Here is a 23,539-nt window from a genome sequence, read left to right on the forward strand (position 1 = left end):
ACGCGGCCGGTGCGGCTGTCCTGGCCGGCGGGTGCGGCTCGATCGAGAGGCCCGCGCTGGTGCCCGAGCATGCCCCCGGGGACCGGGAACACCAGCGACGACGCGTCGGCAGTCGTTGCGCCGATGCCGGGTACTTCCCCGGTGGTGGCGGGTGCTTCCGGGGATGCGCGGCTGGCGGTCAAACGGTTCGTGCAGACCTGTGTCGAGGTGCTGAACGGGCACCGGCCGGCGACTCACCTGCGGCGGCTGTCGACGCCCGCGGAGGCCGCGGACGTCGTGGCCCAGGGCCTGGCCGGGGCCCGGCGGGTCGCTGACATGCGCCGGCCGCGGCGGCCCGGGGAGCGGCGGCAGCGGCGTCCCGGCCCGGTCGCGGTCCTCCGGGTGCGCCTCTGCGAGCCCCGGCCGGGGGCGGTCGAAGTGGCGGTCGCCCTGGTCACCGGCGAGCGGACGTGGGCCATGGCGCTACGGCTGGAGCTGCACGACGAGACGTGGTCCGCCACGACCCTCCGCCTGATCTGAGTAAGCAGGGCAGGCCCCGGGGCGCCTGGTGAGCGACACAGGCGGCGGGCGTTCCGGGTTCCAGCACGAGAACGGCCCGTGTACCGGCCAGAAGCCGGCACACGGGCCGTGTCGTCAGACGCCCCGGGTCGAGCAGTGTCGCCGGACGCCGGAGTCGAGCGGCGCCGCCGGACGCCCGGGTCAGGCAGCGCCGTCAGACCTCCAGGGTCAGGCAGCGCCGTCAGACCTCCAGGGGTCAGGCAGTGCCGCCGGCAGCGCCGTGGCAGCGCTTGTACTTCTTGCCGGAGCCGCAGTAGCACGGCGCGTTGCGGGACGGCCCGTTCGAGTCCGACTCCTTCGCCGCGTGCCGCCCGACGCTGGTGTGGGCCGGGTTCGCCGGGATCGGCGAGCCGCCCGGGCCGAACGCCGCCGGCACCTCGGGCTGCTGCTGGATCTGCGGGCTGCCGCCACCGGCCTCGCCGTCGATCGCCGGCGCGGTGTACTGCAAATTCTGCGGGCGGTTGCCGCCGCCGAGTCCCTTGGCCCGCACCTCGACGTGCTCGTGCGGCTCGTCGACCGGCGCGTCGTCCGGCACCTCACCGACCGTGGGCAGCGCGAAGGCCTGCGACGGGTCGACGGTGATGGCGGGCTGCTGCTCCTCGACCTGCACCTCGAGGTTGAAGACGAAGCCGACGGCTTCCTCCTTGATGCCCTCCATCATCTGGTTGAACATGTCGAAGCCCTCGCGCTGGTACTCGACCACCGGGTCGCGCTGCGCGTAGGCCCGCAGGCTGATGCCTTCCTGCAGGTAGTCCATCTCGTAGAGGTGCTCGCGCCACTTCCGGTCGATGACCGCGAGCAGCACCTGGCGCTCCAGTTCCCGGACCGCCTCGACGCCGAGCTCTTCCTCGCGGGCCGCGTAGGCGTCCTGCGCGTCCTGCCGGAGCTTCGCGATCAGGAACTCCTGGTCGATCGTGTTGCGCTCGCCGCCGGACTCCTCGATCACGTCCTCGATCGTGACGGTGACCGGGAAGAGGCGTCGCAGGTTGGTCCAGAGCTGGTCCAGGTCCCAGTCCTCCGCGTAGCCGTCGGAGGTGGCCGCCGTGACGACGTCCGTGATCACGTCGTCGATCATGTGGGTGACCTGGTCGTGCATGTCCTCGCCGTCGAGCACGCGCTTGCGCTCGGCGTAGACGACCTGGCGCTGCTTGTTCATCACCTCGTCGTACTTCAGCACGTTCTTCCGGATCTCGGCGTTCTGCGCCTCGATCTGGGTCTGCGCGCTGCGGATCTGCCGGGTCACCATCTTGGACTCGATCGGCACGTCCTCGGGGATGTTGAAGCGCTCCATGACGGCTTCGACCGCGCCGGCCCGGAACCGCTTCATCAGGTCGTCCTGCAGCGACAGGTAGAACCGGGACTCGCCGGGGTCACCCTGCCGGCCGGAACGACCGCGCAGCTGGTTGTCGATGCGGCGGGAGTCGTGCCGCTCGGTACCCAGGACGTAGAGGCCGCCGGCTGCCTGCACCTCGGCCTGCTCCGCTTCGCAGGCCTCCTTGACCTGCGGAAGGACCTCTTCGAGGGCCTTCGCGTACTCCTCCGGGTTCTCCGCCGGGTCGAGGCCGCGCTGGGCCAGCTCCTGAGCGGCGAGGAAGTCCGGGTTGCCGCCGAGCAGGATGTCGGTGCCACGGCCGGCCATGTTGGTGGCGACCGTGACCGCGCCCTTGCGGCCGGCCTGCGCGATGATCGTGGCTTCCTGCGCGTGGAACTTCGCGTTCAGCACGCTGTGCGGGATGCCGCGGCGGCGCAGCAACTGGGAGAGGATCTCCGAGTTCTCCACCGAGACCGTGCCGACCAGGACCGGCTGGCCGATGGCGTGACGCTCGGCGATGTCCTCGATGACCGCGTTGAACTTCGCCTTCTCGGTCTTGTAGATGACGTCGGGGCGGTCGATGCGGATCATCGGGCGGTGCGTCGGGATGGACACGACGCCGACCTTGTAGACGCTGTTGAACTCGCCGGCCTCGGTCTGAGCCGTACCGGTCATGCCGCCGAGCTTGTTGTAGAGCCGGAAGTAGTTCTGCAGGGTGACGGTCGCCAGGGTCTGGTTCTCCTGCTTGACCTCCACCCCTTCCTTCGCCTCGATGGCCTGGTGCATGCCCTCGTTGTAGCGACGGCCGTGCAGGATGCGACCGGTGAACTCGTCGACGATCAGGACCTCGCCCTCGGGGCTGACGATGTAGTCCTTGTCCTTGCGGTACAGCTCCTTGGCCTTGATGGCGTTGTTCAGGTAGCCGACCAGCGGGGTGTTCACCGACTCGTACAGGTTGTCGATGCCGATCCGGTCCTCGACCTTGGCGACGCCGCGCTCGGTGACCGCGATGGTGCGCTTGGCCACGTCGACCTCGTAGTCGCCGGCGCCGTCGGTGCCCTTCTCCAGCCGCTTGACGATGGCGGCGAACTCCCCGTACCACCTCTGGGAGTGCTCGGCCGGACCGGAGATGATCAGCGGCGTGCGGGCCTCGTCGATGAGGATCGAGTCGACCTCGTCGACGATCGCGAAGTTGTGCCCGCGCTGGACCAGTTCGTCCTTCGACCACGCCATGTTGTCGCGCAGGTAGTCGAAGCCGAACTCGTTGTTCGTCCCGTAGGTGATGTCGCACTGGTAGGCGGCACGGTGCTCGGCGGCCGGCCGGTTCGGCAGGATCACGCCGACGGTCAGACCGAGGAAGACGTGCACCCGGCCGACCCACTCGGCGTCACGCTGAGCCAGGTAGTCGTTGACGGTGATGATGTGCACGCCCTCACCGCTCAGCGCGTTGAGGTAGGCCGGGAAGACACCGGTCAGGGTCTTGCCCTCACCGGTCTTCATCTCCGGGATGTTGCCGAAGTGCAGCGCGGCGCCGCCCATCAGCTGCACGTCGTAGGCCCGTTGGCCGAGCACGCGCTTGGCGCCTTCCCGGGCGACCGCGAACGCCTCCGGGAGCAGCGAGTCGAGCGACTCGCCCTCCTGGTAACGCTGTTTGAACTGCTCGGTGCACTCGCGCAACTCGTCGTCGGTGAGGTCGACGTAGTCATCCTCGATCGAGTTGACCGCGTCTGCGATCGCCTTGAGCCGGCGGACCATGCGGCCTTCGCCGGCACGGAGGATCTTTTCCAATATCGACACGGGTCAGCGCTCCCCTAGACAGTCTGCCGAACCATCGTAGGCATCTTCCTCGCGAGCCTGTGACCCGAGCCTCCCAGCAATCTCGCAAAAGGGAGGAAACGGTGCAGGAAGTTCGCTGACAGCGCAGTTGGCGACCGATTAGAACCTGTTTGGCGCCCGGGCGAGTCTGAGACAGGATGGCCCGGTGGATCAGCACAACGGGGTAGGACTGCGAGCCTTCGGCCCGCAGGACGAGGCGGCTTTCGCCGCGACACGCGACGACCGCCAGGGCCGCCGATTCCTTCCGCCCGTCCCGAGCACCAGCAGCGATTACACGTACGTGATAACCGCCGGAGGCGCGGACCACCCGACCGGTGGCATCGAGCTGGACCACCTCCGGCCCGGCCGAGGCGCAGCCGAGGTCCGGTTCTGGGTCGGGCCGCACGCGCGCCGGCGTGGCATCGCGACCGCCGCCCTGCGGGCCCTCAGCGAGGGTGTCTTCGGCGGCGCGCCGGGGATGCCCCGCCTGCAGCGGGTGGAACTTCTCATTCATCCGGACAATCCGGTCGCCCAGCGGGTCGCGCTGGCGGCCGGCTACACGCGTGAGGGTGACCGGCGCGGCGCGCTGCCGAACCTCGACGGCGGTCTCGACGACGTGCTGGTCTACTCCCGGCTGGCCGGTGACCCCGGCGAGCCGGTCGAGCGGCTGCTGCCCGATCTTCCCGGTGGCGAGCTGACCGACGGTGTGGTCACGCTGCGTCCGCTCGGCGAGGACGACCTGGAGTTCTACACCGAGCTGCACCACCAGCCGGACGTGGTGGCGACCAGCGTGCCGCCGGTGCCGATGCCGGTGGAGAGACTGCGGCAGCGGTGCACCCACGCCGCCTCGACCTGGCTGGCCGGCACCCGGGCCGACATGGTGATCGTCGACACGGCGACCGGTGTCCGGGTCGGCGAGATCGGGCTCTACTACCAGGAGCCGCCGACCGCGCAGGCGATGATCGGCTACAGCATGCTGCAGGCCTTCCGCGGACGCGGGCTGGTCACCCGCGCCGCGAAACTGCTGGCCCTGTGGGTCTTCGCCGAGACCGGCGTCGCGCGCCTGATCGCCGGCACGCTGCCGGAGAACGTGGGGTCGCAGCGGGTGCTGGAGAAAGCGGGGTTCCGGCGGGAGGCCTACCTGCGCTCCCGGCTGCCCGGCCCGGCCGGCACCCGCAGCGACGACGTCCAGTTCGTGTTGCTCGCCGAAGACCTGCTCGCGCAGGCCTCCGGCGGGGAACTCACCCGGCCAGGCTGAGAATCCCGTAGTCGTAGCCTCGACGGCGGTAGACGACGCTGGGGCGGCCGCTCTCCTTGTCCTGGAACAGATAGAAGTCGTGCCCGACGAGTTCCATCTGGAAGAGCGCGTCGTCGACGGTCATCGGCTCACCGGAGTGCTCTTTCTCCCGCACGATGCGCCATGGCTGGCCGTCCTCGTGCTCGACCAGCTCCTCAGCCTCCGGCTCGGCGGTCAGTGTCGCGGTGCCGGCTCTGGTCAGGTCGGTGGGGAGGTTGGCGGTGGCGGCGGCGACCGAGACCGGTGCATGCCGTCCGCGATGGACGCGGCGCCGGTCGGCGGAGCGGCGCAACCTGGCGTCCAGCTTGTTGATGGCGCAGTCCAGAGCGGCGTAGAAGTCCTGGGCCTGGGCCTCGGCGCGAACCACCGGACCCTTGGTCATGACAGTGATCTCGACGCGCTGGCAGGTGTCGGACTGGCGCGGATTCCGTTCGTGGAACAACTCGACGTCGACCCTCATCAGCTTCTGGTCGTAACGCTCGACCTTGCTCAGCTTCTCGGCGACGTGCTCTCGATAGTGGTCGGGAACCTCTACGTTGCGGCCCTTGACGACAATGTCCACTCGTGACCTCCCCCAACGTGATGATCTTCGGGGCGCCGGATGCCGGCGCATCGTGATGCTTGAGAAGGACGCCGCGCACCTGGAAGAGAAACGGAAGAGGCGCGGCGGACGCGGGTGAGACGACTCCTTTCCGGTACGGCGGAAAGCGCTGCTCCCGGCGGTGGGTAAGTTGATGAACCCTACCCTCGTCACCTAGACGCTAACCTGCCGATCCCTGCGAGTCACCCCTCGTTGGGGATACCGGATGGCTGACGTTCGCCTCTATCGGCGCGCTCAGGCCTGACTGCAGTCAAATTCCCGGACAGTTTCGGCGCAGTTGTGTCGCTGCCAGTACCGCGGCGCCCGTGACCTGCATGTCCGCCTCCTCTAGACGACGTACCGCGGCGGCCAGCGTGGCCCCGGTGGTGACGATGTCGTCCGCTACCACCAGCGTGCCTCGCATCGCGCCGCCGCGCCGCGGATTGCCGATTCGGGCCGGATTGATTCGCAGGGAATTGACAGCCGCCGTCGACCTTGCGGCAGCGTCCAGTGACGTCGAGTCAGGCTTGGGCAACGCGCGCAACGGATGCTCGACCCGGGCCGTCCAGCCGGCCGCACGCAATCGGTGCGCGGCGTGGATGCTCAGTCGGGACATGTGGTCGCCGTATCGCTCCCGCCGGGCCGCCCGGGTGGACGGGACCGGGACGATGAGCACCGGGCGGTCCCGCGGCGCGATCGCCGCGACGGCGCCGGCCAGCAACGCGCCGAGCGGCCCGGCCAGGCGATGACGACCCTTTTCCTTGTACGCCAGCAACGCCCCGCGCAGCGCACCCGCATACGGCCCCACGGCCACGCAGGGCGGGAAGCCGGGCGGCGGTGGACTCGGTGACGACCAGGCCGGGCGCAGCCCCTCCAACTCGGTCACACAGGCCGGGCAGGCACCGTGCCGCAACCGGGTGCGCTCGGCGCCGCAGCCCGCGCAGGCGCTCGGCAGCACCAGGTCGGCCAGATCGCCGAAGAGGCCGGTCACTGCAGGTAGAACGGGGCGACCGGGACGACCCCGGGTGCGGCGCTCGGGGACGCCGACGGGAGGCCGGCCACCTTGTCCGCGCCGATCAGGGCCGGCTTGGCCAGCACCTCCCACGCCTTGCCGTCCGCCACGTACGACACGGCGCTGCCGGTCGACCGGGTCTCGGCCGGGTTCGCCGGGTACGTCCCGAGCCACGTCACCGGCCGGTCGCCGAGGTCGGAGAGGCGGATCTGACGCTGAGCGCCGTCGATCGACACGTCGCCGATCATCACCCGCTTGTTGTCCAAGCGGATGCCGGCCATCGTCAGCCAGCCCTCACTGGTGAAGGCGGCCGCGGTCACCGACGAGAGGCCGGCCGGCCGGATCTGCTGCGGGTTGCCGAGCCCCGGGGCGTCGCCGCCGGTGGTCAGCGACGCGCGGTAGAGCTTGTTGTCGACCACCAGGGCCACCCGGCGGCCGTCCGGCGCCACGGCGACCGAGGTGATCCGGCTGCCCGGGCCGGTCCACGGGATCTCCCGGACGGCACCCTTCTTCGGGGCGAACGAGTAGAGCTTGCCGCCCACGGTGATCAGCCCGATCGCGCCCTCGGGCGAGTCGTCCCGGGTGATCGCCCAGGCTGGGGTCCCGACCTCGCCGGGCGGGATCGTGACCTGCTCCAGCGCGGCCTGCGACCCGGTCGGGACAGCGACCACCCGCAGCGTGTCGGTCTTGCCGGTCTGCACCACGGCGGCGAACGTGTACCGCGCCGAGGAGCTCATCGCGGCGGTCTTGACGTCCTTGTTCTCCTCCGTCTCGAGCACCGGGACCGGATCGTTGGGATCGCCGCCCTCGGCGACCCGGCGGATCTTCCCGGCGTACACCACGAACCTGTCCGGAGGTGACGACAGCCGGGCCGCCGGGTTACTGGCCAGGTAGTCCTCACCGGTGAACGCGCCGACGTCCTTGAAGCCGACCTTCAGGTCCAGCTCGGCGCCCGGGCTGCTCAGCCAGGGGCGCAGCGTCCACTGCAACTGCTGCCGCAGCCGTTGCAGCGCCACGTCGGTGTCGGTCGCGGGCAACGCCGCCGCGCTGAGCGTGACCTGCAGCTTGTTGCTGCTGGTGGAGGGCACCTTCCCGATCAGCGCGGTGCCGTCGGCCAGGTCGGCGACCGAGAGCCAGGGCGCCGGGCCGTTCACCAGCCAGTTCAGCACTGTGGTGGGACGCTGCTCCTGCGGCACGACCTCCGGCATGTAGCGGATGTCGGGGACCAGGCCGGTGTAGTCGGTGTTCCAGAAGTAGAGCGGCTGCTCGTAGTAGGAGTTGGCCAGCGCCTCGGTGCTGAGCAGCAGCGCCGGTGGCGCCTCGACGACGAACAGGCCGGACGCGAGCGACTCGAACTTGATCTCGTACTTGTCGGTGCGGACCTCGGTGGCCGGGTCCAGCAGACCGAACTTGTCCAGCGTGCCGACCTGCTCGTAGGTCAGCGTGACGACATCGCTGCCCGGGGTGTACGCCGGATCGCCGATCAGCCGGATCACCCGCACCCCGGCGTTGCTCGGCTTGAAACCGGCCGCCGCGCGCTGGCTCATGAACGAACGCATCCGGTCGGTCGCGGAGTCCAGATCACCGGCCGCGACCTTCAGATAGTTCTGCACGAAGGTCACCGGGTCGCTGGTGTCCTGCCGGGTGACCTGGACGGAGTCGCGGTCGTTGCCGGACGTGATCCCGGCCGTCGGACCCGGGCCGACCTCGGTCACGCCGGTCTCGTCGGGGATGCCGCACGCACCGGTCACCAGGGCCGTCAGGACGGCCACGACCGGCAGCGCGATCGAGCGACAGGTCCGCCGGGGCATCAGCCCACCTCCGCCGTACGGTCTCGAGGAATCAGTGGCAACGGCGCCGCGACCAGCCGATCGCCGCCCCGCACCGGCAGCGTGAGGCGGAACTGCGCGCCCTCGCCGGGTGCTCCCCAGGCCTCCAGCCAGCCACCGTGCAGCCGCGCGTCCTCCGCGCTGATCGACAGGCCGAGGCCGGTGCCGCCGGTCTGCCGGGCCCGGGACGGGTCGGCCCGCCAGAACCGGTTGAAGACCAGCCGCTCCTCGCCGGCCTTGAGCCCGATGCCGTGGTCGCGCACGGTGACCGCGACGGCCGCGTCGTCGGTGGCCATGGTGATCTGCACCGGCCGTGCCTCGCCGTGCTCGACCGCGTTGCCGACCAGGTTGCGCAGCACCCGCTCGACCCGGCGCGGGTCCACCTCGGCGATCACCGGGCCCTCCGGCAGATTCAGCTGCAGCTCGACGCCGACCCGCTCGGCCAGGCCGGCGAGCCGTTCCGCGACCCGTTCGACGATCGGCACCAGGTCGGTGTGCTCGGAGTCCAGCGCGGCGAACCCGGCGTCGAACCGGCTGATCTCCAGCAGGTCGGTGAGCAGGCCCTCGAACCTGTCCAGCTCGGCCTGCAGCAGCTCGGCACTGCGCGCGACGGCCGGGTCGAAGTCCTCGCGCTCGGAGAAGATCAGGTCGGCGGCCATCCGGACGGTGGTCAGCGGGGTCCGCAACTCGTGCGAGACGTCCGAGGTGAAGCGCCGCTGCAGGCGCGACATCTCCTCCAGCCGGACGATCTGCCGCTGCAGGTTCGCCGCCATCTGGTTGAACGCGGCCGCGAGCAGGGCCAGGTCGTCCTCGCCGTCCACCTTCATGCGCTGGTCCAGCAGACCGGCCGAGAGGCGCTGGGCGGTCCGCGCGGCGACCCGGACCGGGGTCACCACCAGCCGGGTGACCAGGCCGGCCACCACGCCGAGCAGGATGACCAGGGCCAGGCCGGTCACCAGCACGGTGTTGCGGATCTGGTTGGCGGCCCGGTCCTCGGTGGTCAGCGGAACCGCGTAGTAGAGCTCGACGTGCCCGAACTTGGACTGCACCGGCGAGCCGTAGACCAGGTATTTGGTGGTGTGGCCGCGCATCTCGACGGTGCGGATCTGCTGGGCCACCCGGCCGTCGCGGGCCACCGCGTCGATCAGCTGCCGGGTGATCAGCTGCTGGGTGTCGATCGGCGGCGCGGTCTGCGGTGCGATGGTCGGATAGTTCTCGGCGCGGATCGAGACGACGGTGCCGCCGTCGCCGGCCTGATCACCGTCATACAGCTCGGTGACGGTCTCGCTGATCGTGGACGGCAGCTCCGGGTCGTAGGCCTGCGGGTGCACGGTGAGCTGGGTGTAGGCCCAGTTGACCTTGCGCTGCAGCGAGGCCGCGACCTCGTCCTGGGCCCGGTTCAGCAGGATCTTGGCGCTGCGGTCGGCGATGAACCACCCGAACGTCCCGACCAGCAGGCTCGACGCCACCAGGGTCAGGGTCACCACGCGGACCTGCAGTGAACGGCGCCAGGAACGGCGCACCGGCGCGGAATACCGCTCCAGCCGGTGCGCGACCACGCGCCAGCCACGCCGCACCACCCGGAGGATGCGGCGCACAGGTTCAGGAAGCCAGGCCGGAGCTCGCATGACCCGGCAACATTAGCCTCCCCTGACGATCAGCCGGTGCCCGCCTTGTAGCCGACACCACGAACCGTCAGGATGATCTCGGGCCGCTCGGGGTCGGGCTCGATCTTCGCCCGCAGTCGCTGCACGTGCACGTTGACCAGCCGGGTGTCGGCCGCGTGGCGGTAACCCCAGACCTGCTCGAGCAGCACCTCGCGGGTGAAGACCTGGCGCGGCTTGCGGGCCAGGGCCACCAGCAGGTCGAACTCGAGCGGGGTGAGCTTGACCTCTTCGCCGTCGCGGGACACGGTGTGCGCCGGCACGTCGATGTTGATCTGGTTGCCGGGCGGGCCGATGGTGAGCATCTCGGGGGCGGCGTCCTCGCCCCGGCGCAGGCGGGCCCGCATCCGGGCGACCAGTTCCTTGGGCTTGAACGGCTTCACCACGTAGTCGTCGGCACCGGACTCCAGGCCGAGGACCACGTCGACGGTGTCGCTCTTCGCGGTGAGCATGACGATCGGGATGCCCGACTCGGCGCGGATCGCCCGCGCGACGTCGATGCCGCTCATTCCGGGCAGCATCAGATCCAGCAGAACGATGTCCGGGCGGTTCTCCCGGAAAGCGGCGAGCGCGCGTTCCCCGTCCGCCACGAACGAGGGCAGGAATCCCTCACTGCGCAGGACGATGCCGAGCATCTCGGCCAACGCGGGATCGTCGTCGACGACCAGTACCCGGGCTCTCATGCGGTCCAATATTGCACTGTCCTCCTGGCCCCCGCGCTACCCGGGGGGCGATCTTGCCCGGCAGCCTACGTGAAAAGCCGCCTCTCCCAGAAGGCCGTGAGGATCCGAAAACGCTGGGTGAAGACATGAAAACGGGCGGTCCCGGTCCGGGACCGCCCGTGGCGCGTACAGCCGCTGTTCGGCTGTCAGGCGCCGGGCCGGTCGAACTCGCCCGCGCGGACTCCGCTCAGGAATCCGGTCCAGTCCTGCGTGTCGAAGCTGAGCACCGGGCCGGTGGCGTCCTTGGAGTCGCGTACCAGAACCGCTGCCGGAGTGTTGGCGACCTCGACACAATGCCCAGCAGCGCCACTCCGGCTGCTCTTACGCCAAGTGGTGGTGGCGTCCTGCATGGTTTCTCCCCTTCCAATGGAAATGCATCTCCATTGGACCTCACCGGGAGGCCTCACCACGCCAAACGATCCCTCTTCTCAGCGATGACCGTTCGGCTCTCTTCTTTCGACAAAGCGCGTTCGCGCAGGTCATCAAACGCGTCTCGGTACACCTCGATATCCTCCGGCTTCACCCGGAAGTGACCGCCCGTCAGCCCTTCGGAGTGCACGACCGGGTTACGGGTGCCGTCGGGAAACTCCAGCACAAGGAACGATTCGGTCAGACCGGCGTGCGCCCCGGCCGCGAACGGCAGGATCAGCACCTCGACGCCGGGCTGGACGGTGGCGTCGTACAGCCTGGCCAACTGCCGGGCCAGCACCTCCCGGCCGCCGACCTCGCGCAGCAGGACACCCTCGTCCAGGACGACCCGCAGCGTCGCCGGGGGCTCCCGGGTGAAGACGCGCTGGCGGTCCATCCGCACGTTCACCCGGCGCTCGACCACCTCGTCGTCGCCGACGCCGGCGCCGGTCTCGATCACGACCCGCGCGTACTCACTGGTCTGCAGCAGGCCGGGCATGACCTGGGCCTCCCACTGGGAGATCGAGATCGCCTCGCCCTCGAGGGCCAGATATTCGTCGTACGGATCGGTCACGAACGACCGGTACTGCGTCCACCAGGCTCGGGCACGGCCGCGTTTCGCCAGGTCCCGAAGACGCCCGCGGTCCTCCACGCGGACGCCGTACAGCGTGAGCAGACGGTCCAGGTCCGTCTCGGTGATCCCCGTGTGCGCCGTCTCGATCCGGCTCAGCTTCGACTCCGACCAGCCCAGCGCGGTAGCCACATCCACCGCCCGGCGCTCGCCACGGAGCCGGCGCAATTCGCCGCCGAGTTCCCGGCGCGCTGTCGATGTCGGCCTCGCCACGCAGCCACCATATCGGCGTATCAATGGCCGATTGCAACTTGCAGTGCGTCTCCGTAAGGAAAGAGTGCCGCTCGTCCGTTCCGGCACTTCGCCGCCGGAGTGCGTTTCCGGGCCGATGACGGCGGTCGTTGCGCGGCGACGGAAGCCCGGTCTCCGCAATCAATACGCAGGTGAGGGGCTTGATACGTGTCCAGTCGCGCTTCTCACGACCGCATCTGCCCGGCGTGGTCCGGTCCGGTCGGCGGCGTGTTCACCAGGCGGGATCGTCATCCGTACAGGTGACCAGTAGGTTCGGGCGCGTCGCCGGAGTGCGCCGACCCTCGGAGGAGATTCATCACGATCGACCAGTAAAGTGCCGATCTGGGGGCCAATCGGCCGGTATGGGGCCGGCACGGCTGCCACCGGAGCGGCCGGCATCCGGAAACATGCCACTGGTCCCGAGCGCGCAGGATCCGTTCCGGGAACCGGCTCCGAATGGACGGCACGGACCGGGCGCACTTCCGGTCGACGCACCGCCGAAACCGACTCGGAATCGAACATCGGGTGCTATAGCGCCATTTCTGGAATGGCCCGGCCGGGAATAGCGAACGGGACGACAGGTCGAAACCTGCCGTCCCGTTCATCCCCCCGGTTTGGTACCGCGCGCGTCCGTGGGACCCCCCGATCACCAATGACGCTGCGTGCTTATAGATTCACACTCCGCACATGCTGTGTCAAGTTATTTCCAGAAATTTCGGGCGCGGCGTGCCCGGCACGCTCACCCAGCGCAACCAACCTCAAAGCCGCCCGACCGGCAGCCCAGCCCGCCCGCGCCGCGCGGGAAGGCGGCAGGCGCGGGAAGGCGGCCGGCGCGGGCAGGTAGCAGGCGCGGGCAGGTGGCAGGCGGCAAGCGCGGGCAGGCGGCGGCAGGCGCGGGCAGGTAGCAGGCGCGGGCAGGCGGCGGCAGGCGGCAGGCGGCAAGCCGCCCGGCAGGGCCGGGCGGAACGCTCGACCGAGCCGGGCGCAGCCGGACGGCGGCCCCTGGGCCGAGCGCTCAGCGACCGCCGTCAGCCCGGAACCGCGGCGACGAAGAGCGTGCCCAGCCCCGCGGCCGTCAGCACCCCCGCCTCGGCCGGCGCGTACGCCGCCGTCCCCGGCCCGAGCGAGACCGGAATCCCGTGGTCCTCCCCGATGTGCACGTCCCCGGCCGCACTGAGCAGGATCCGCGGCCCGCTCCCGGGCAGCCGCACCGGCGGCCGGCTCTCGACGAGCTCGACCCGGTACAGCTCGAAGTCACGCACCGGCACCCGCCACGAGGTCACCCCGGGGGCAACTTCGGCGCCGTGCAGCAGCGGGTCCTCCAGGGTTTCGAAGCGCAGCACCTTGAGCAGCTCGTCGACGTCGACCCGCTTGGGCGTCAGCCCGCCGCGCAGCACGTTGTCGCTGGCCGCCATCAGTTCGACGCCGAGCCCGTGCAGGTAGGCGTGCAGGTTCCCGGCCGGCATCCAGATGGCCTCGCCGGGTGCCAGGTGCACCAGGTTGAGCAGCAGCGCGACCAGGACGCCGGGGTCGCCGGGGTAGTGCCCGGCCAGGTCGATCGCCAGCCGGAACGACTCGGCGTGCGGGTGTTCCGCGGGGTGGGCGGCGGCCGCGGTGACCACGGCGTCGATCAGTGCGCCCCGGTCGTCGGCCGGCCAGCTGAGCAGCAACCGGACCGCCTCGGACAGCTCACCGGCCCGCAGGGCGTCGACGACGGGGGCGAGCCGGGGCAGGTTCAGCTCGCTCAGCACCTGGGCCGCGACGACCGGCGGCCGGAAGCCGCAGAGCGCGTCGAACGGGGTGAGCGCGACCAGCATCTCCGGCTTGTGGTTCGCGTCGGTGTAGTTCTTCGGCAGGGACGGGTCGGCCTCCTGCCGGGCGAACGCCTCGGCGGCGTACTTCAGATCCGGGTGGGCCTGCAGGGAGAGCGGTGCTCCGGCGGCGAGGACCTTCATCAGGTACGGCAGACGGTCGCCGAACCGGCCGGCCACGTCCGCGCCGAGCTGCCCGCCCGGGTCGCCGTCGATGAGGGTGGTCAGTGAAACCGGCCCGTCCGGGCCCGGCACTGTGGACGGGTCACCCGGGTGCGCGCCGAGCCACAGTTCCGCCTCCGGCCCCTCGGTGGGGGCGGGACGGCCCTGCAGCTCGGCGATCGCGGTCCGGGATCCCCAGGCGTACGGCCGGATCACTCCGGTCAACGGGTACACGGTCATACCCGGCAAATTAGCAGTGTCAGGCGGTGACGGGTGGCGCGGAGGTCACGGTCGGCTCGCCGGCCTCACGGGCACGGAAGATGTCCGGCTCGATGTAGATGACCCGGGCGATCGGGACCGCCTCGCGGATCCGCACCTCGGTCTCGTCGATGTGCTTCGCGACCTCGGCCGCGGTCTCCGACCTCGGCACCGCGATCTTCAGCGCGACCAGCAGCTCCTCGGGGCCGAGGTGCAGCGTCTTCATGTGGATGATCCGCTCGATGCCCTCACCGGCGAGCACGGCCTGCTCGATCTGCTTGACCGCGTCCGGGTTCGCACCCTCACCGATCAGCAGGCTCTTGGTCTCCACCGCGAGAATCGCGGCGATCGCGACGAGCAGCAGGCCGATCGCCGCGGTGCCGATGCCGTCCCACACCCCGTTGCCGGTGATCAGGGTCATCCCCACGCCGAAGAGCGCCAGGACCAGGCCGACCAGGGCTCCGGCGTCCTCCAGGAGCACCACGGGGAGCTCGGGCGCCTTGGCCCGCCGCACGTAGTCCACCCATGAGGCCTTGCCCCGGGTCCGGTTCGACTCGGTGATCGCGGTGTAGAACGAGTAGCCCTCCAGCCCGATCGCCACGACGAGGACGACGAGGGGCACCCACTTCCACTCCGTGATCGCCTCGGGATGCTGGATCTTGTGCCACGCCTCGTAGAGAGCGAAGAGGCCACCCACGCTGAACAGCACGATCGAGACGATGAAGGCGTAGATGTAACGCTCACGCCCGTACCCGAAAGGATGTTCGGGTGTCGCCTTCTTCCGGGACTGCTTGCCACCGATCAGCAGCAACAGCTGGTTGCCGGAGTCGGCGACCGAGTGGATCGACTCGGCGAGCATCGACGACGACCCGGTGAGCAGCCAGGCACCGAATTTGGTGACCGCGATGCCCAGGTTGGCGCTGAGCGCCGCGATGATCGCTTTGGTGCCGCCTTCGGCGCTCACGAAAGTCCCTCGGGCATCAGGTTCGACAGCTCCTTCATCTCGCTGATGGCCGGGACCGCCATCGGGTCCAGGCCATGGGCCAGGGCCAGGTACAACGACGCGAAGTCGGGCACCGCCACGAGGGACGCGAGCCGCTCCAGCGCCGATCCGCCTTCGGCGGTAAGCACGTCGCAGCGTACGCCACGGCGATCGGCGAGCGTCTGGATGGCGTCCGCCCGGCGCTCCTCGACGGCGACCGGTTCGTCGGCGTCGTCCTCGGGGTTGAGGCCGCCGTCGCGGAGCACCACCAGCCGCAGCCGCGTGGTGTTCTCGTCCTCGTCGTCCGGGTCGGCGAAGATGTCGCGGGAGCCCTCGGCGAGCCCGCCGAAGACGCCGTCGAGCAGGCCGACCCGGCCGCGACCGGCCTCGCCCAGCGCACCGGCCATCACCGGGTAGCGCGCGTTCGCGGCGAGGGTGTCGCCGAAGCGGCGGGCCGCGACGGTGGCCAGCGGGGACGAGCCCCAGACGATCGGCACCGAGCCGGCCAGGCCCAGCGCGAGCGACTTGGCCGGGTTGACGAACGAGTCGGCGCCGGGACGGCAACGCTCGGCGTCCGCGTCCAGCCGGGTGGCGGTCTCGGCGATGTCCGCCTCGGTGACGTTCACCAGGCCCAGCGCCCGGCCGGCGAAGAGCACCGGGACGACCAGGCCCCAGAGCGTGGCGCGGGCCGGCGCCCGGCGCGGCACGCCGATGAACGGCGCCCGGGCGCGCTGCGCCATCGCCTCGAGTTCGGAGTCCGGGTTGCCGATGGCGACCAGGCGGGCGCCGCGCCGCGCCGCCGCCTCGGCCGCGGCCAGCGCCTCGGGGCTACGGCCGGAGGCGGACACGGCGATCACCACGTCGGCCGCGCCGACCCAGCCGGGGATGCCGGCGCTGCGGTGCCCGATGATCGGGACCGGGCAGCGCGGGCCGGCCACGGTGGCGAGGATGTTGCCGGTCAGACCGGCGGTGCCGATGCCGGCGACCACGACCGCCCGCGGGCGGCCCTCGTCGGCGAGCATGCTCAGGTCGACCTCGGCGGCGAGCGCCGCGGCCTCGCGGACCTGGGCGCCGGCCGAGGCGGTGGCCCGCAGCATGCCGCCCGGGTCGTTGGCCAGCATCGACTTCTCGTCGTTGAGCAGCGACTCGTCGGCGACCCGGTGGCCGTTGACCCCGGACGCGCCCTCCAGTGGGTTCGCCATCAGTGCTTCTCCTCCCCCGTGGCCGACTCGGGCAAACGCGCCTCGTCGAGGAGCAGGATCGGGATGTCGTCCTTGATCTCGAAGATCCGGCCGCACTCCGTGCACGTCAGCGTCTGGCCACCGGCGTCGTAGTCGAGGGGCGCGTGATGGGTGTCCGGGCAGGCCAGGATATCCAGCAGCTGTGGATCGAGCGCCACCTTGTCTACTCCTTCGCGGATGCGGATGCAGAGGAGATCTCGCGCGGGCGGGCGCCCGCGCGAGCATGTCCCCGGCGATCCTATCCGCGAACGATGGCGAGCACGTCGTCCCTGAGCGAGGCCATCCGCGCGGCGTCGGGCGCCTCCACGTTCAGCCGCAGCAGCGGCTCGGTGTTGGACGCGCGCAGGTTGAACCAGGACCCGTCCTCGAACGAGAAGGTGAGTCCGTCCAGATCGTCCACCTGAGCGTCCGGGTACGCGGCCCGCACCTCGCGGCTCTTGGCGGCGGCGTCGGCCACCGTGGAGTTGATCTCCCCGGAGGCGACGTACCGCTCGTACTCCGCGGCGAACTCGGAGAGCGGCAGGTCCTGCCCGCCGAGCGCGGCCAGCACGTGCATCGCGGCGAGCATGCCGGTGTCGGCGAACCAGAAGTCGCGGAAGTAGTAGTGCGCCGAGTGCTCGCCGCCGAAGACCGCGTTGGTCTGCGCCATCTCGGCCTTGATGAACGAGTGACCGACCCGGCTGCGGATCGGCTTCCCGCCGTTCTCCAGGATGATCTCCGGGACCGCGGACGACGTGATCAGGTTGTGGATGATCGTGCTGCCCGGGAACTTGGCCAGCTCACGGGCGGCGACCAGCGCGGTGACCGCGGACGGCGAGACCGGGTCGCCCTTCTCGTCGATCACGAAGCAACGGTCCGCGTCGCCGTCGAAGGCCAGGCCGATGTCGGCGCCCTGCTCGCGCACCGCGTTCTGCAGGTCGACCAGGTTCTTCGGGTCCAGCGGGTTGGCCTCGTGGTTCGGGAACGAGCCGTCCAGCTCGAAGAAGAGCGGCACGATGGTCAGCGGCAGCGCGGTGAGGACCTGGTCGCCGAGCACGGCCGGGACGGTGTAACCGCCCATGCCGTTGCCGGCGTCCACGATGACCTTGAGCGGACGGATGCCGCTCAGGTCGACCAGCGAGCGCAGGTGCGCGGAGTAATCGCCGAGCAGGTCACGCTGCTCCACCCGGGACGGGCCGTCGGCCTCCGCGTTCAGGTCGCTCAGCAGCTGCTGGGCGCGCTGGCGGACGATCACGAGACCGCTGTCCTGCCCGACCGGGCGGGCGCCGGCGCGGCACAGCTTGATCCCGTTGTACTGCGCCGGGTTGTGGCTGGCGGTGAACATCGCGCCGGGCAGGCCCAGTGCGCCGGACGCGTAGTAGAGCTGGTCCGTCGAGGCCAGCCCGATGTTGATCACGGCCGCGCCGGCCGCGTTGACACCGCGGGCGAACGCGGCGGCCAGGCCCGGGCCGGACTCCCGCATGTCGTGCGCGACCACGATCTGGTCGGGCTGGTCGCCGGACTCGCGCAGCATCTCGATGAACGCCGTGCCGATCGCCCGGGCCACCGGCTCGTTGAACTGGTCCGGGACCACCCCCCGGACGTCGTACGCCTTGATGATCTGCGACAGATCGAGCACCAGCTCACTCCTCATCGAAAAAGCCCCGTTTGGGCTGAGGCTATCGGAGCGCGGGGACCAGGAAGGTTCTATCCCCACGACCGCACCGTTAACTCAGAAGATCACGGCAGACACGGTCCGCCGCACGGGTGGTCTCCGGCAGCCGGAAGCGCCGGGCCAGCCGTAACGTCAGCGCACACGCGGTGTCCAGGTCGATGCGGTGCCCGACCGAGACGAAAACCGGTTTCACCCCGTCCTGTGTGCGCAGCACGGCGCCGATCGTCTCATCACCGTCCACGAGTGGCGAACGGCTCCCCCTCGCCTCGCCGACCGACTCCCACTCACCGATCAGCCGGGTCTTGCCCACCCCGAACGACGGCAGACCGGTCAGCACACCCAGGTGCGAGGCGAGCCCGAAACGCCGCGGGTGGGCCAGCCCGTGTCCGTCGCAGATCAGCACATCCGGCCGCACGGTCAGCTTCTCCAGCGCGGCCATCAGCGCCGGCACTTCGCGGAAGGCGAACAGCCCCGGCACGTACGGGAAAGCGGGTCTGCCTTTGATCACCGCCGTGTCCCGCACCGACAGATCCGTGGCGTCGAGCACGACGACCGCCGCGCCGAGCCGGTCGCCGGAGTCGTCGTAAGCCACGTCCAGACCCGCCACGGTCGCCGGGGACGCCGGGCCGTCCTCGAAGATCACGCGAGCGCGCAACCGGTCCTGCTCGGCAAGAGCTTCTTCTTCGGTACGTGGCCACGACTGCACGGCCGTGAGCATAGAGACTGTTGTCTCTTGAGGTGACGCGCGTCACGATGGGTGGGTCTGGAGGTGCTGCCCCCGTGAACCCGTGGCTTGCCCTGACCCCCGGTGACGATCCGGCCGAGCGGATCCGGCAGGTCGGACGCGCCCATGAGCGGTTCCTGGCCGGCAACATTCCGCCGGAGCGGATGCGCGCGGTGGTCGCCGAGTCCTGGGCCCGGTCCGCTCGCTCGATCGGCGCCGACAGCACCGCGCCGATCGACCTCTGCGACGACGAGCTGGAGGCGTACCGGTCGGCGCATCCCCTGGCCCGGGTCGTGCCGCTCTTCCGGGATCTGCTCGGCGGGCTGGCCGACGACGGCGATCACATTCTGGCGGTCTGCGACGCGCATGGGCGGCTGCTCTGGGTCGAGGGGCACGCCGGGACGCTGCGCGGGGCGGCGTCGATGAATTTCGTGCCCGGCGCCCGCTGGGACGAGGCGCACGCCGGGACGAACGCGCCGGGCACCGCGCTCGCCGTCGACCACGCGCTGCAGATCTTCGCGACCGAGCACTTCAGCCGCTCGGTGCAGCGCTGGACGTGCACCGCCGCGCCGATCCACGACCCGGGTGGCCGGCTGCTCGGCGCGATCGACGTCACCGGCGGGGACCACCTGGCCAACCCGCACAGCCTCGCGCTCGTCCGAGCCACGGCGCTGGCGGCCGAGTCGTACCTGCAGAATCTCGAACCGGCCCGGCCGGGGCCGTCAGTGGCGGCACTCGGCCGGGACGAGGCGGTCTTCTCCACCGGGAAGGTCCGCACTCATCTGAAGAAGCGGCACTCCGAGCTGCTTGTTCTGCTCACGATGCACCCCGGGGGCCGCACCGGCGACCAACTGGGCTTCGACCTCTACGGCGACGACGTCAACCCGGTGACCGTTCGCGCCGAATTGTCCCGCTTGAGAAGAATTCTGGGCCCGGAGCTGCTCGACTCCCGCCCCTACCGCTTGCGAACCCGGCCGACGACGGACTTCGGGACCGCGATGAGCCACCTTGAAAGTGGACAAGTCTCCGCCGCGCTCGCGGCCTACCCCGGCCCGCTGCTGCCCGGCTCCGACGCCCCCGGCATCGTCCGCCTCCGCCGGATGATCGACGATCGCCTCCGCGCCGCGATTCTCGGAACCGGCGACCGCAGACTCCTCCAGACCTGGTTGAACACCCCAGGGGGTGCCGATGACCTGGAGATCTGGGAGGCCTACACCCGCCTCGCCCCGCACGACCTGGTCGCCGCCCGCCGCACCGCCGACCTGACGCGCGAGTACGCGTGCAACGTCCGTGCAACGTCGACGTAACTAACGTCCGCCTCAAACGAGGAGGCGAGACCGTGACCACATACACCCCGCCCGGTTCCGACGGCGCCATCGTCAGCTACCAGTCCCGCTACGACCACTACATCGGCGGCGAGTACGTCCCGCCGGCCAAGGGCCAGTACTTCGAGAACCCCAGCCCGGTCAACGGCCGGCCCTTCACCGAGGTCGCCCGGGGCACCGCCGACGACGTGGAGAAGGCGCTGGACGCGGCGCACGGCGCGGCCGACGCCTGGGGCCGCACCTCGCCGGCCGAACGCGCCGACATCCTCAACAAGATCGCCGACCGGATCGAGCAGAATCTCGAGAAGATCGCCGTCGCCGAGGCCTGGGAGAACGGCAAACCGGTCCGGGAGACCCTCGCCGCCGACATCCCCCTGGCGATCGACCACTTCCGCTACTTCGCCGGGGTGATCCGGGCCCAGGAAGGCACCGCGGGTCAGATCGACGAGGACACCGTGGCGTACCACTTCCACGAACCGCTCGGCGTGGTCGGCCAGATCATCCCGTGGAACTTCCCGATCCTGATGGCCACCTGGAAACTCGCGCCCGCCCTGGCCGCCGGCAACACCGTCGTGCTCAAGCCGGCCGAGCAGACCCCGGCCTCGATCCACTACCTGATGTCGCTGATCGGCGACCTGCTCCCGGCCGGCGTGCTCAACATCGTGAACGGCTTCGGCGTCGAGGCCGGCAAGCCGCTCGCCTCCTCGAACCGGATCGCCAAGATCGCCTTCACCGGCGAGACCACCACGGGCCGGCTGATCATGCAGTACGCCTCGGAGAACCTGATCCCGGTCACGCTCGAACTCGGCGGCAAGAGCCCGAACATCTTCTTCGACGACGTCAGCAGCGCCGACGACGACTTCTACGACAAGGCGCTCGAAGGCTTCGCGATGTTCGCGCTGAACCAGGGCGAGGTCTGCACCTGCCCGAGCCGCGCGCTCATCCAGCAGAGCCACTACCAGGACTTCCTGGCCGCGGGCGTGAAGCGGGTGGAGAACCTCAAACAGGGCAACCCGCTCGACACCGACACCCAGGTCGGCGCGCAGGCCTCCAACGACCAGCTGGAGAAGATCCTGTCGTACCTGGACATCGGCCGGCAGGAGAGCGCCCGCGTCCTCACCGGTGGCGCCCGGGCCGAACTGGGCGGCGACCTGAACGGCGGCTACTACGTACAGCCGACGATCTTCGAGGGTCGCAACGGGATGCGGATCTTCCAGGAGGAGATCTTCGGACCGGTCGTCTCGGTCACCCCGTTCGCCGAGTTCGACGACGCCATCAAGATCGCGAATGACTCGCTCTACGGCCTCGGGGCGGGCGTGTGGACGCGCGACGGCAACCGGGCCTACCGCGCCGGGCGCGCGATCAAGGCCGGCCGGGTCTGGACCAACTGCTACCACCTCTACCCGGCGCACGCCGCGTTCGGCGGTTACAAGCAGTCCGGCATCGGCCGGGAGAACCACCGGATGATGCTCGACCACTACCAGCAGACGAAGAACCTGCTCGTCAGTTACTCCCCCAAGGCCATGGGTTTCTTCTAGGCCATGGTCACCAGAGTCGATGTGACTCCCGCGGCCGCCGGCATGATGCGGCAGCTGCGGGAGCAGCACGGTCCGTTGATGTTCCACCAGTCCGGCGGCTGCTGCGACGGCAGCTCGCCGATGTGTTACCTCGAGGGCGAGTTCCGCACCGGGCAATCCGACGTGCTCCTTGAGTCTCTGGCCGTCGAGGGGGTGCCGGAGCCCATCACGTTCTGGATGTCGGCCGCGCAGTTCGAACTCTGGAAGCACACGCATCTGACCGTCGACGTCGTGCCCGGGCGCGGCGCCGGGTTCTCGCTGGAAGCGCCCGAGGGGGTGCGCTTCCTGATCCGCTCACGGTTGCTGACCGAGGAGGAGCTCGCTTCGCTTCGCGATTGACTGCTTTCCGGGTACGTCGTGACGAGCACCAGCCCGATCGACCGGGCTGGTGCTCAGCGCTGTCCGGACCAGTTGACGGGGCTCGCCCCGTACCGGATCAGGGGTTGGGGTGGCTCTCGACGGCCGGGCCCGGAGACCGATTCGCGGGAAACGTGTCACACCGGTGGAGAAGGATGGCATGCCCGGCCGGGTGAGAGATGGCGTCGCGCAGCGACTGCGGGCCGATACTCGGAGTGACAGTCGGGCGCACGGGCATTGCCATCAATTCGGGACATTCATGGCCATGCGTGCGGGGTGGCGAGCATGCGGGAGGATACGACGAGCAAAACAAACACGTAACGAAATCAGCGCGAGGGATGCGTTCAGGACTTGGCGGACCGCCGGTTCACCGGGCATCCTCGTCAGTCGCCGATGATCTGGGGAGGTAATCGATGCGGCTGTCCCACACCCGGAAGGCCCTTCTGATCAGTATGTCGCTGATCATGGCGGGTCTTCTAGGCCAGGCTGCCGCCGCCGAGTCGTCACACACCGAGGCGGCCCCACCGGCGGCGATCGAGCCGAGCACGGCCCCGGCGACGGCCCCCGTCACCCAGCCGCCGACAGCCCAGCCCTCGCCGCGAACCGAGAAAACCACCGTCCCCGAGAAGAGCAAGCCGAGGAAACCGGGCGAACGCACCGGCCCGGCCGGCAGCCTGCTCACCACCGGTGACAAGGGCGTCGCGCTGACCTTCGACGACGGGCCGGACCCGGCCAACACCCCGGCACTGCTCAAGATCCTCGCCAGGCAGCACGTGAAGGCGACGTTCTGCCTCGTCGGCGAGAACGTGGAAAGCCACCCCGAAATGGTCCGCCAGATCGTGGCCGGCGGGCACACGCTGTGCAACCACACCTGGGACCACGACCTGAAACTCGGCAAGAAGAACGCCGCCGCGATCCGCGCCGACATGAAACGGACCAACGCCGCGATCGAGAAAGCCGTCCCCGGAGCGAAGATCAAGTACTTCCGGGCGCCGGGCGGGAACTTCACCCCCGGCATCGTGAAGGTCGCCAAAGAACTCGGGATGGCGTCGATCTACTGGAAGGTCGACCCGCGCGACTGGGAACACGGGCGCGAGGAATCCGACGGAGCCCACACGTCACGGGTGATCAACGCGATCAAGAAGCGGACCCGGGCCGGGGCGATCGTGCTGTCGCACGACTATGCGCAGCCGGACACGATCAAGGCGTACGGGGTGCTGATCCCCTGGCTGAAGAGCCGCTACAAGCTGATCGCTCTCCCGTAGCGGTTCCGGCCCGTGCCGTCCCCCCGGCCGTGCCGTCCCCCCGGCCGTGCCGTCCCCCCGGCCGTGCCGTCCCCCCGGCCGTGCCGTCCCCCCGGCCGTGCCGTCCCCCCGGCCGTGCCGTCCC

19 protein-coding genes and 2 pseudogenes are annotated in these 23,539 nt (G+C 70.1%); 6 read left to right on the top strand and 15 right to left on the bottom strand.

Going from position 1 to position 23,539, the window contains the following annotated elements; genetic code table 11:
- Window positions 1-69: 69 nt before the first annotated feature.
- Entirely contained in the window at window positions 70-519 is a 450-nt protein-coding gene (locus ACH442_RS11960) for an Rv3235 family protein (RefSeq protein WP_396337949.1), read from the top strand.
- A 235-nt stretch (window positions 520-754) separates the two neighbouring features.
- On the opposite strand, the pseudogene ACH442_RS11965 reads toward ACH442_RS11960, so the two are convergent.
- Window positions 755-844, bottom strand: a pseudogene (locus ACH442_RS11965) (SEC-C metal-binding domain-containing protein); the annotation flags it as partial.
- A gap of 113 nt (window positions 845-957) precedes the next feature.
- A pseudogene (gene secA, locus ACH442_RS11970) lies at window positions 958-3,667 on the bottom strand (preprotein translocase subunit SecA); the annotation flags it as partial.
- Between the two features lie 184 nt (window positions 3,668-3,851).
- Between secA and ACH442_RS11975 the strand changes: the two are divergent.
- Window positions 3,852-4,943 carry a GNAT family N-acetyltransferase gene (locus ACH442_RS11975; RefSeq protein ID WP_396337950.1) on the top strand — a complete coding sequence of 364 codons (1,092 nt, stop codon included), beginning with the start codon at window positions 3,852-3,854 and terminating at the stop codon, window positions 4,941-4,943.
- Here the strand turns inward: ACH442_RS11975 and hpf are convergent.
- The 13 genes from hpf to nfi form a co-directional block, all read right to left on the bottom strand.
- Window positions 4,927-5,544, bottom strand: coding sequence for a ribosome hibernation-promoting factor, HPF/YfiA family (gene hpf / locus ACH442_RS11980; protein WP_396337951.1), 618 nt, complete (start codon window positions 5,542-5,544; stop codon window positions 4,927-4,929). The genes ACH442_RS11975 and hpf overlap by 17 nt on opposite strands.
- Before the next feature lie 289 nt (window positions 5,545-5,833).
- Window positions 5,834-6,553: a ComF family protein gene (locus ACH442_RS11985; protein WP_396337952.1), complete on the bottom strand. Its 720-nt coding sequence runs from the start codon at window positions 6,551-6,553 to the stop codon at window positions 5,834-5,836.
- Window positions 6,550-8,385 carry an LpqB family beta-propeller domain-containing protein gene (locus tag ACH442_RS11990; protein WP_396337953.1) on the bottom strand — a complete coding sequence of 612 codons (1,836 nt, stop codon included), beginning with the start codon at window positions 8,383-8,385 and terminating at the stop codon, window positions 6,550-6,552. Before ACH442_RS11990 ends, ACH442_RS11985 begins: the two co-directional genes overlap by 4 nt.
- The gene (gene mtrB, locus ACH442_RS11995) at window positions 8,385-10,031 is read right to left on the bottom strand and encodes an MtrAB system histidine kinase MtrB (protein WP_396337954.1); all 1,647 of its coding nucleotides are present in this window, start codon (window positions 10,029-10,031) and stop codon (window positions 8,385-8,387) included. The genes ACH442_RS11990 and mtrB overlap by 1 nt, the downstream gene beginning before the upstream one ends.
- 29 nt (window positions 10,032-10,060) lie before the next feature.
- Window positions 10,061-10,750 (bottom strand): MtrAB system response regulator MtrA, encoded by a 690-nt coding sequence (gene mtrA / locus ACH442_RS12000; RefSeq protein ID WP_122976451.1) that lies wholly within the window; start codon window positions 10,748-10,750, stop codon window positions 10,061-10,063.
- Between the two features lie 185 nt (window positions 10,751-10,935).
- Window positions 10,936-11,139, bottom strand: a complete 204-nt coding sequence (locus tag ACH442_RS12005; RefSeq protein WP_396337955.1) for a DUF397 domain-containing protein — start codon at window positions 11,137-11,139, stop codon at window positions 10,936-10,938.
- 53 nt (window positions 11,140-11,192) lie between these two features.
- A complete protein-coding gene (locus ACH442_RS12010; RefSeq protein WP_396337956.1) occupies window positions 11,193-12,041 on the bottom strand; it encodes a helix-turn-helix domain-containing protein in 849 nt (282 codons plus the stop codon).
- A gap of 1,046 nt (window positions 12,042-13,087) precedes the next feature.
- Entirely contained in the window at window positions 13,088-14,272 is a 1,185-nt protein-coding gene (manA, locus tag ACH442_RS12015; RefSeq protein WP_396337957.1) for a mannose-6-phosphate isomerase, class I, read from the bottom strand.
- Window positions 14,273-14,291: 19 nt separating this feature from the next.
- Entirely contained in the window at window positions 14,292-15,254 is a 963-nt protein-coding gene (locus ACH442_RS12020) for a cation diffusion facilitator family transporter (RefSeq protein ID WP_396337958.1), read from the bottom strand.
- Window positions 15,251-16,474, bottom strand: coding sequence for an SIS domain-containing protein (locus ACH442_RS12025; protein WP_396337959.1), 1,224 nt, complete (start codon window positions 16,472-16,474; stop codon window positions 15,251-15,253). Before ACH442_RS12025 ends, ACH442_RS12020 begins: the two co-directional genes overlap by 4 nt.
- On the bottom strand, window positions 16,474-16,671 hold the full coding sequence (locus ACH442_RS12030; protein ID WP_396337960.1) for a Trm112 family protein: 198 nt from the start codon (window positions 16,669-16,671) through the stop codon (window positions 16,474-16,476). Before ACH442_RS12030 ends, ACH442_RS12025 begins: the two co-directional genes overlap by 1 nt.
- 80 nt (window positions 16,672-16,751) lie before the next feature.
- Window positions 16,752-18,131, bottom strand: a complete 1,380-nt coding sequence (locus ACH442_RS12035; protein ID WP_396337961.1) for a phosphomannomutase/phosphoglucomutase — start codon at window positions 18,129-18,131, stop codon at window positions 16,752-16,754.
- Window positions 18,132-18,219: 88 nt separating this feature from the next.
- On the bottom strand, window positions 18,220-18,885 hold the full coding sequence (nfi, locus tag ACH442_RS12040) for a deoxyribonuclease V (RefSeq protein WP_396337962.1): 666 nt from the start codon (window positions 18,883-18,885) through the stop codon (window positions 18,220-18,222).
- Window positions 18,886-18,947: 62 nt separating this feature from the next.
- Here nfi and ACH442_RS12045 point away from each other — a divergent pair, with 62 nt between their 5' ends.
- The 4 genes from ACH442_RS12045 to ACH442_RS12060 all read left to right on the top strand — a co-directional run bounded on the left by ACH442_RS12045 (window position 18,948) and on the right by ACH442_RS12060 (window position 23,415).
- Window positions 18,948-20,198: a GAF domain-containing protein gene (locus tag ACH442_RS12045; protein ID WP_396337963.1), complete on the top strand. Its 1,251-nt coding sequence runs from the start codon at window positions 18,948-18,950 to the stop codon at window positions 20,196-20,198.
- Window positions 20,199-20,230: 32 nt separating this feature from the next.
- Complete coding sequence (locus tag ACH442_RS12050; protein ID WP_396337964.1) at window positions 20,231-21,754, top strand: aldehyde dehydrogenase family protein; 1,524 nt, start codon at window positions 20,231-20,233, stop codon at window positions 21,752-21,754.
- Window positions 21,755-21,757: 3 nt separating this feature from the next.
- The gene (locus ACH442_RS12055) at window positions 21,758-22,132 is read left to right on the top strand and encodes a DUF779 domain-containing protein (protein WP_396337965.1); all 375 of its coding nucleotides are present in this window, start codon (window positions 21,758-21,760) and stop codon (window positions 22,130-22,132) included.
- 431 nt (window positions 22,133-22,563) lie between these two features.
- Window positions 22,564-23,415, top strand: coding sequence for a polysaccharide deacetylase family protein (locus ACH442_RS12060; RefSeq protein ID WP_396337966.1), 852 nt, complete (start codon window positions 22,564-22,566; stop codon window positions 23,413-23,415).
- Window positions 23,416-23,539: the final 124 nt, after the last annotated feature.

It is taken from the genome of Actinoplanes sp. NPDC020271 (assembly GCF_044388125.1).
Classification (GTDB): domain Bacteria; phylum Actinomycetota; class Actinomycetes; order Mycobacteriales; family Micromonosporaceae; genus Actinoplanes.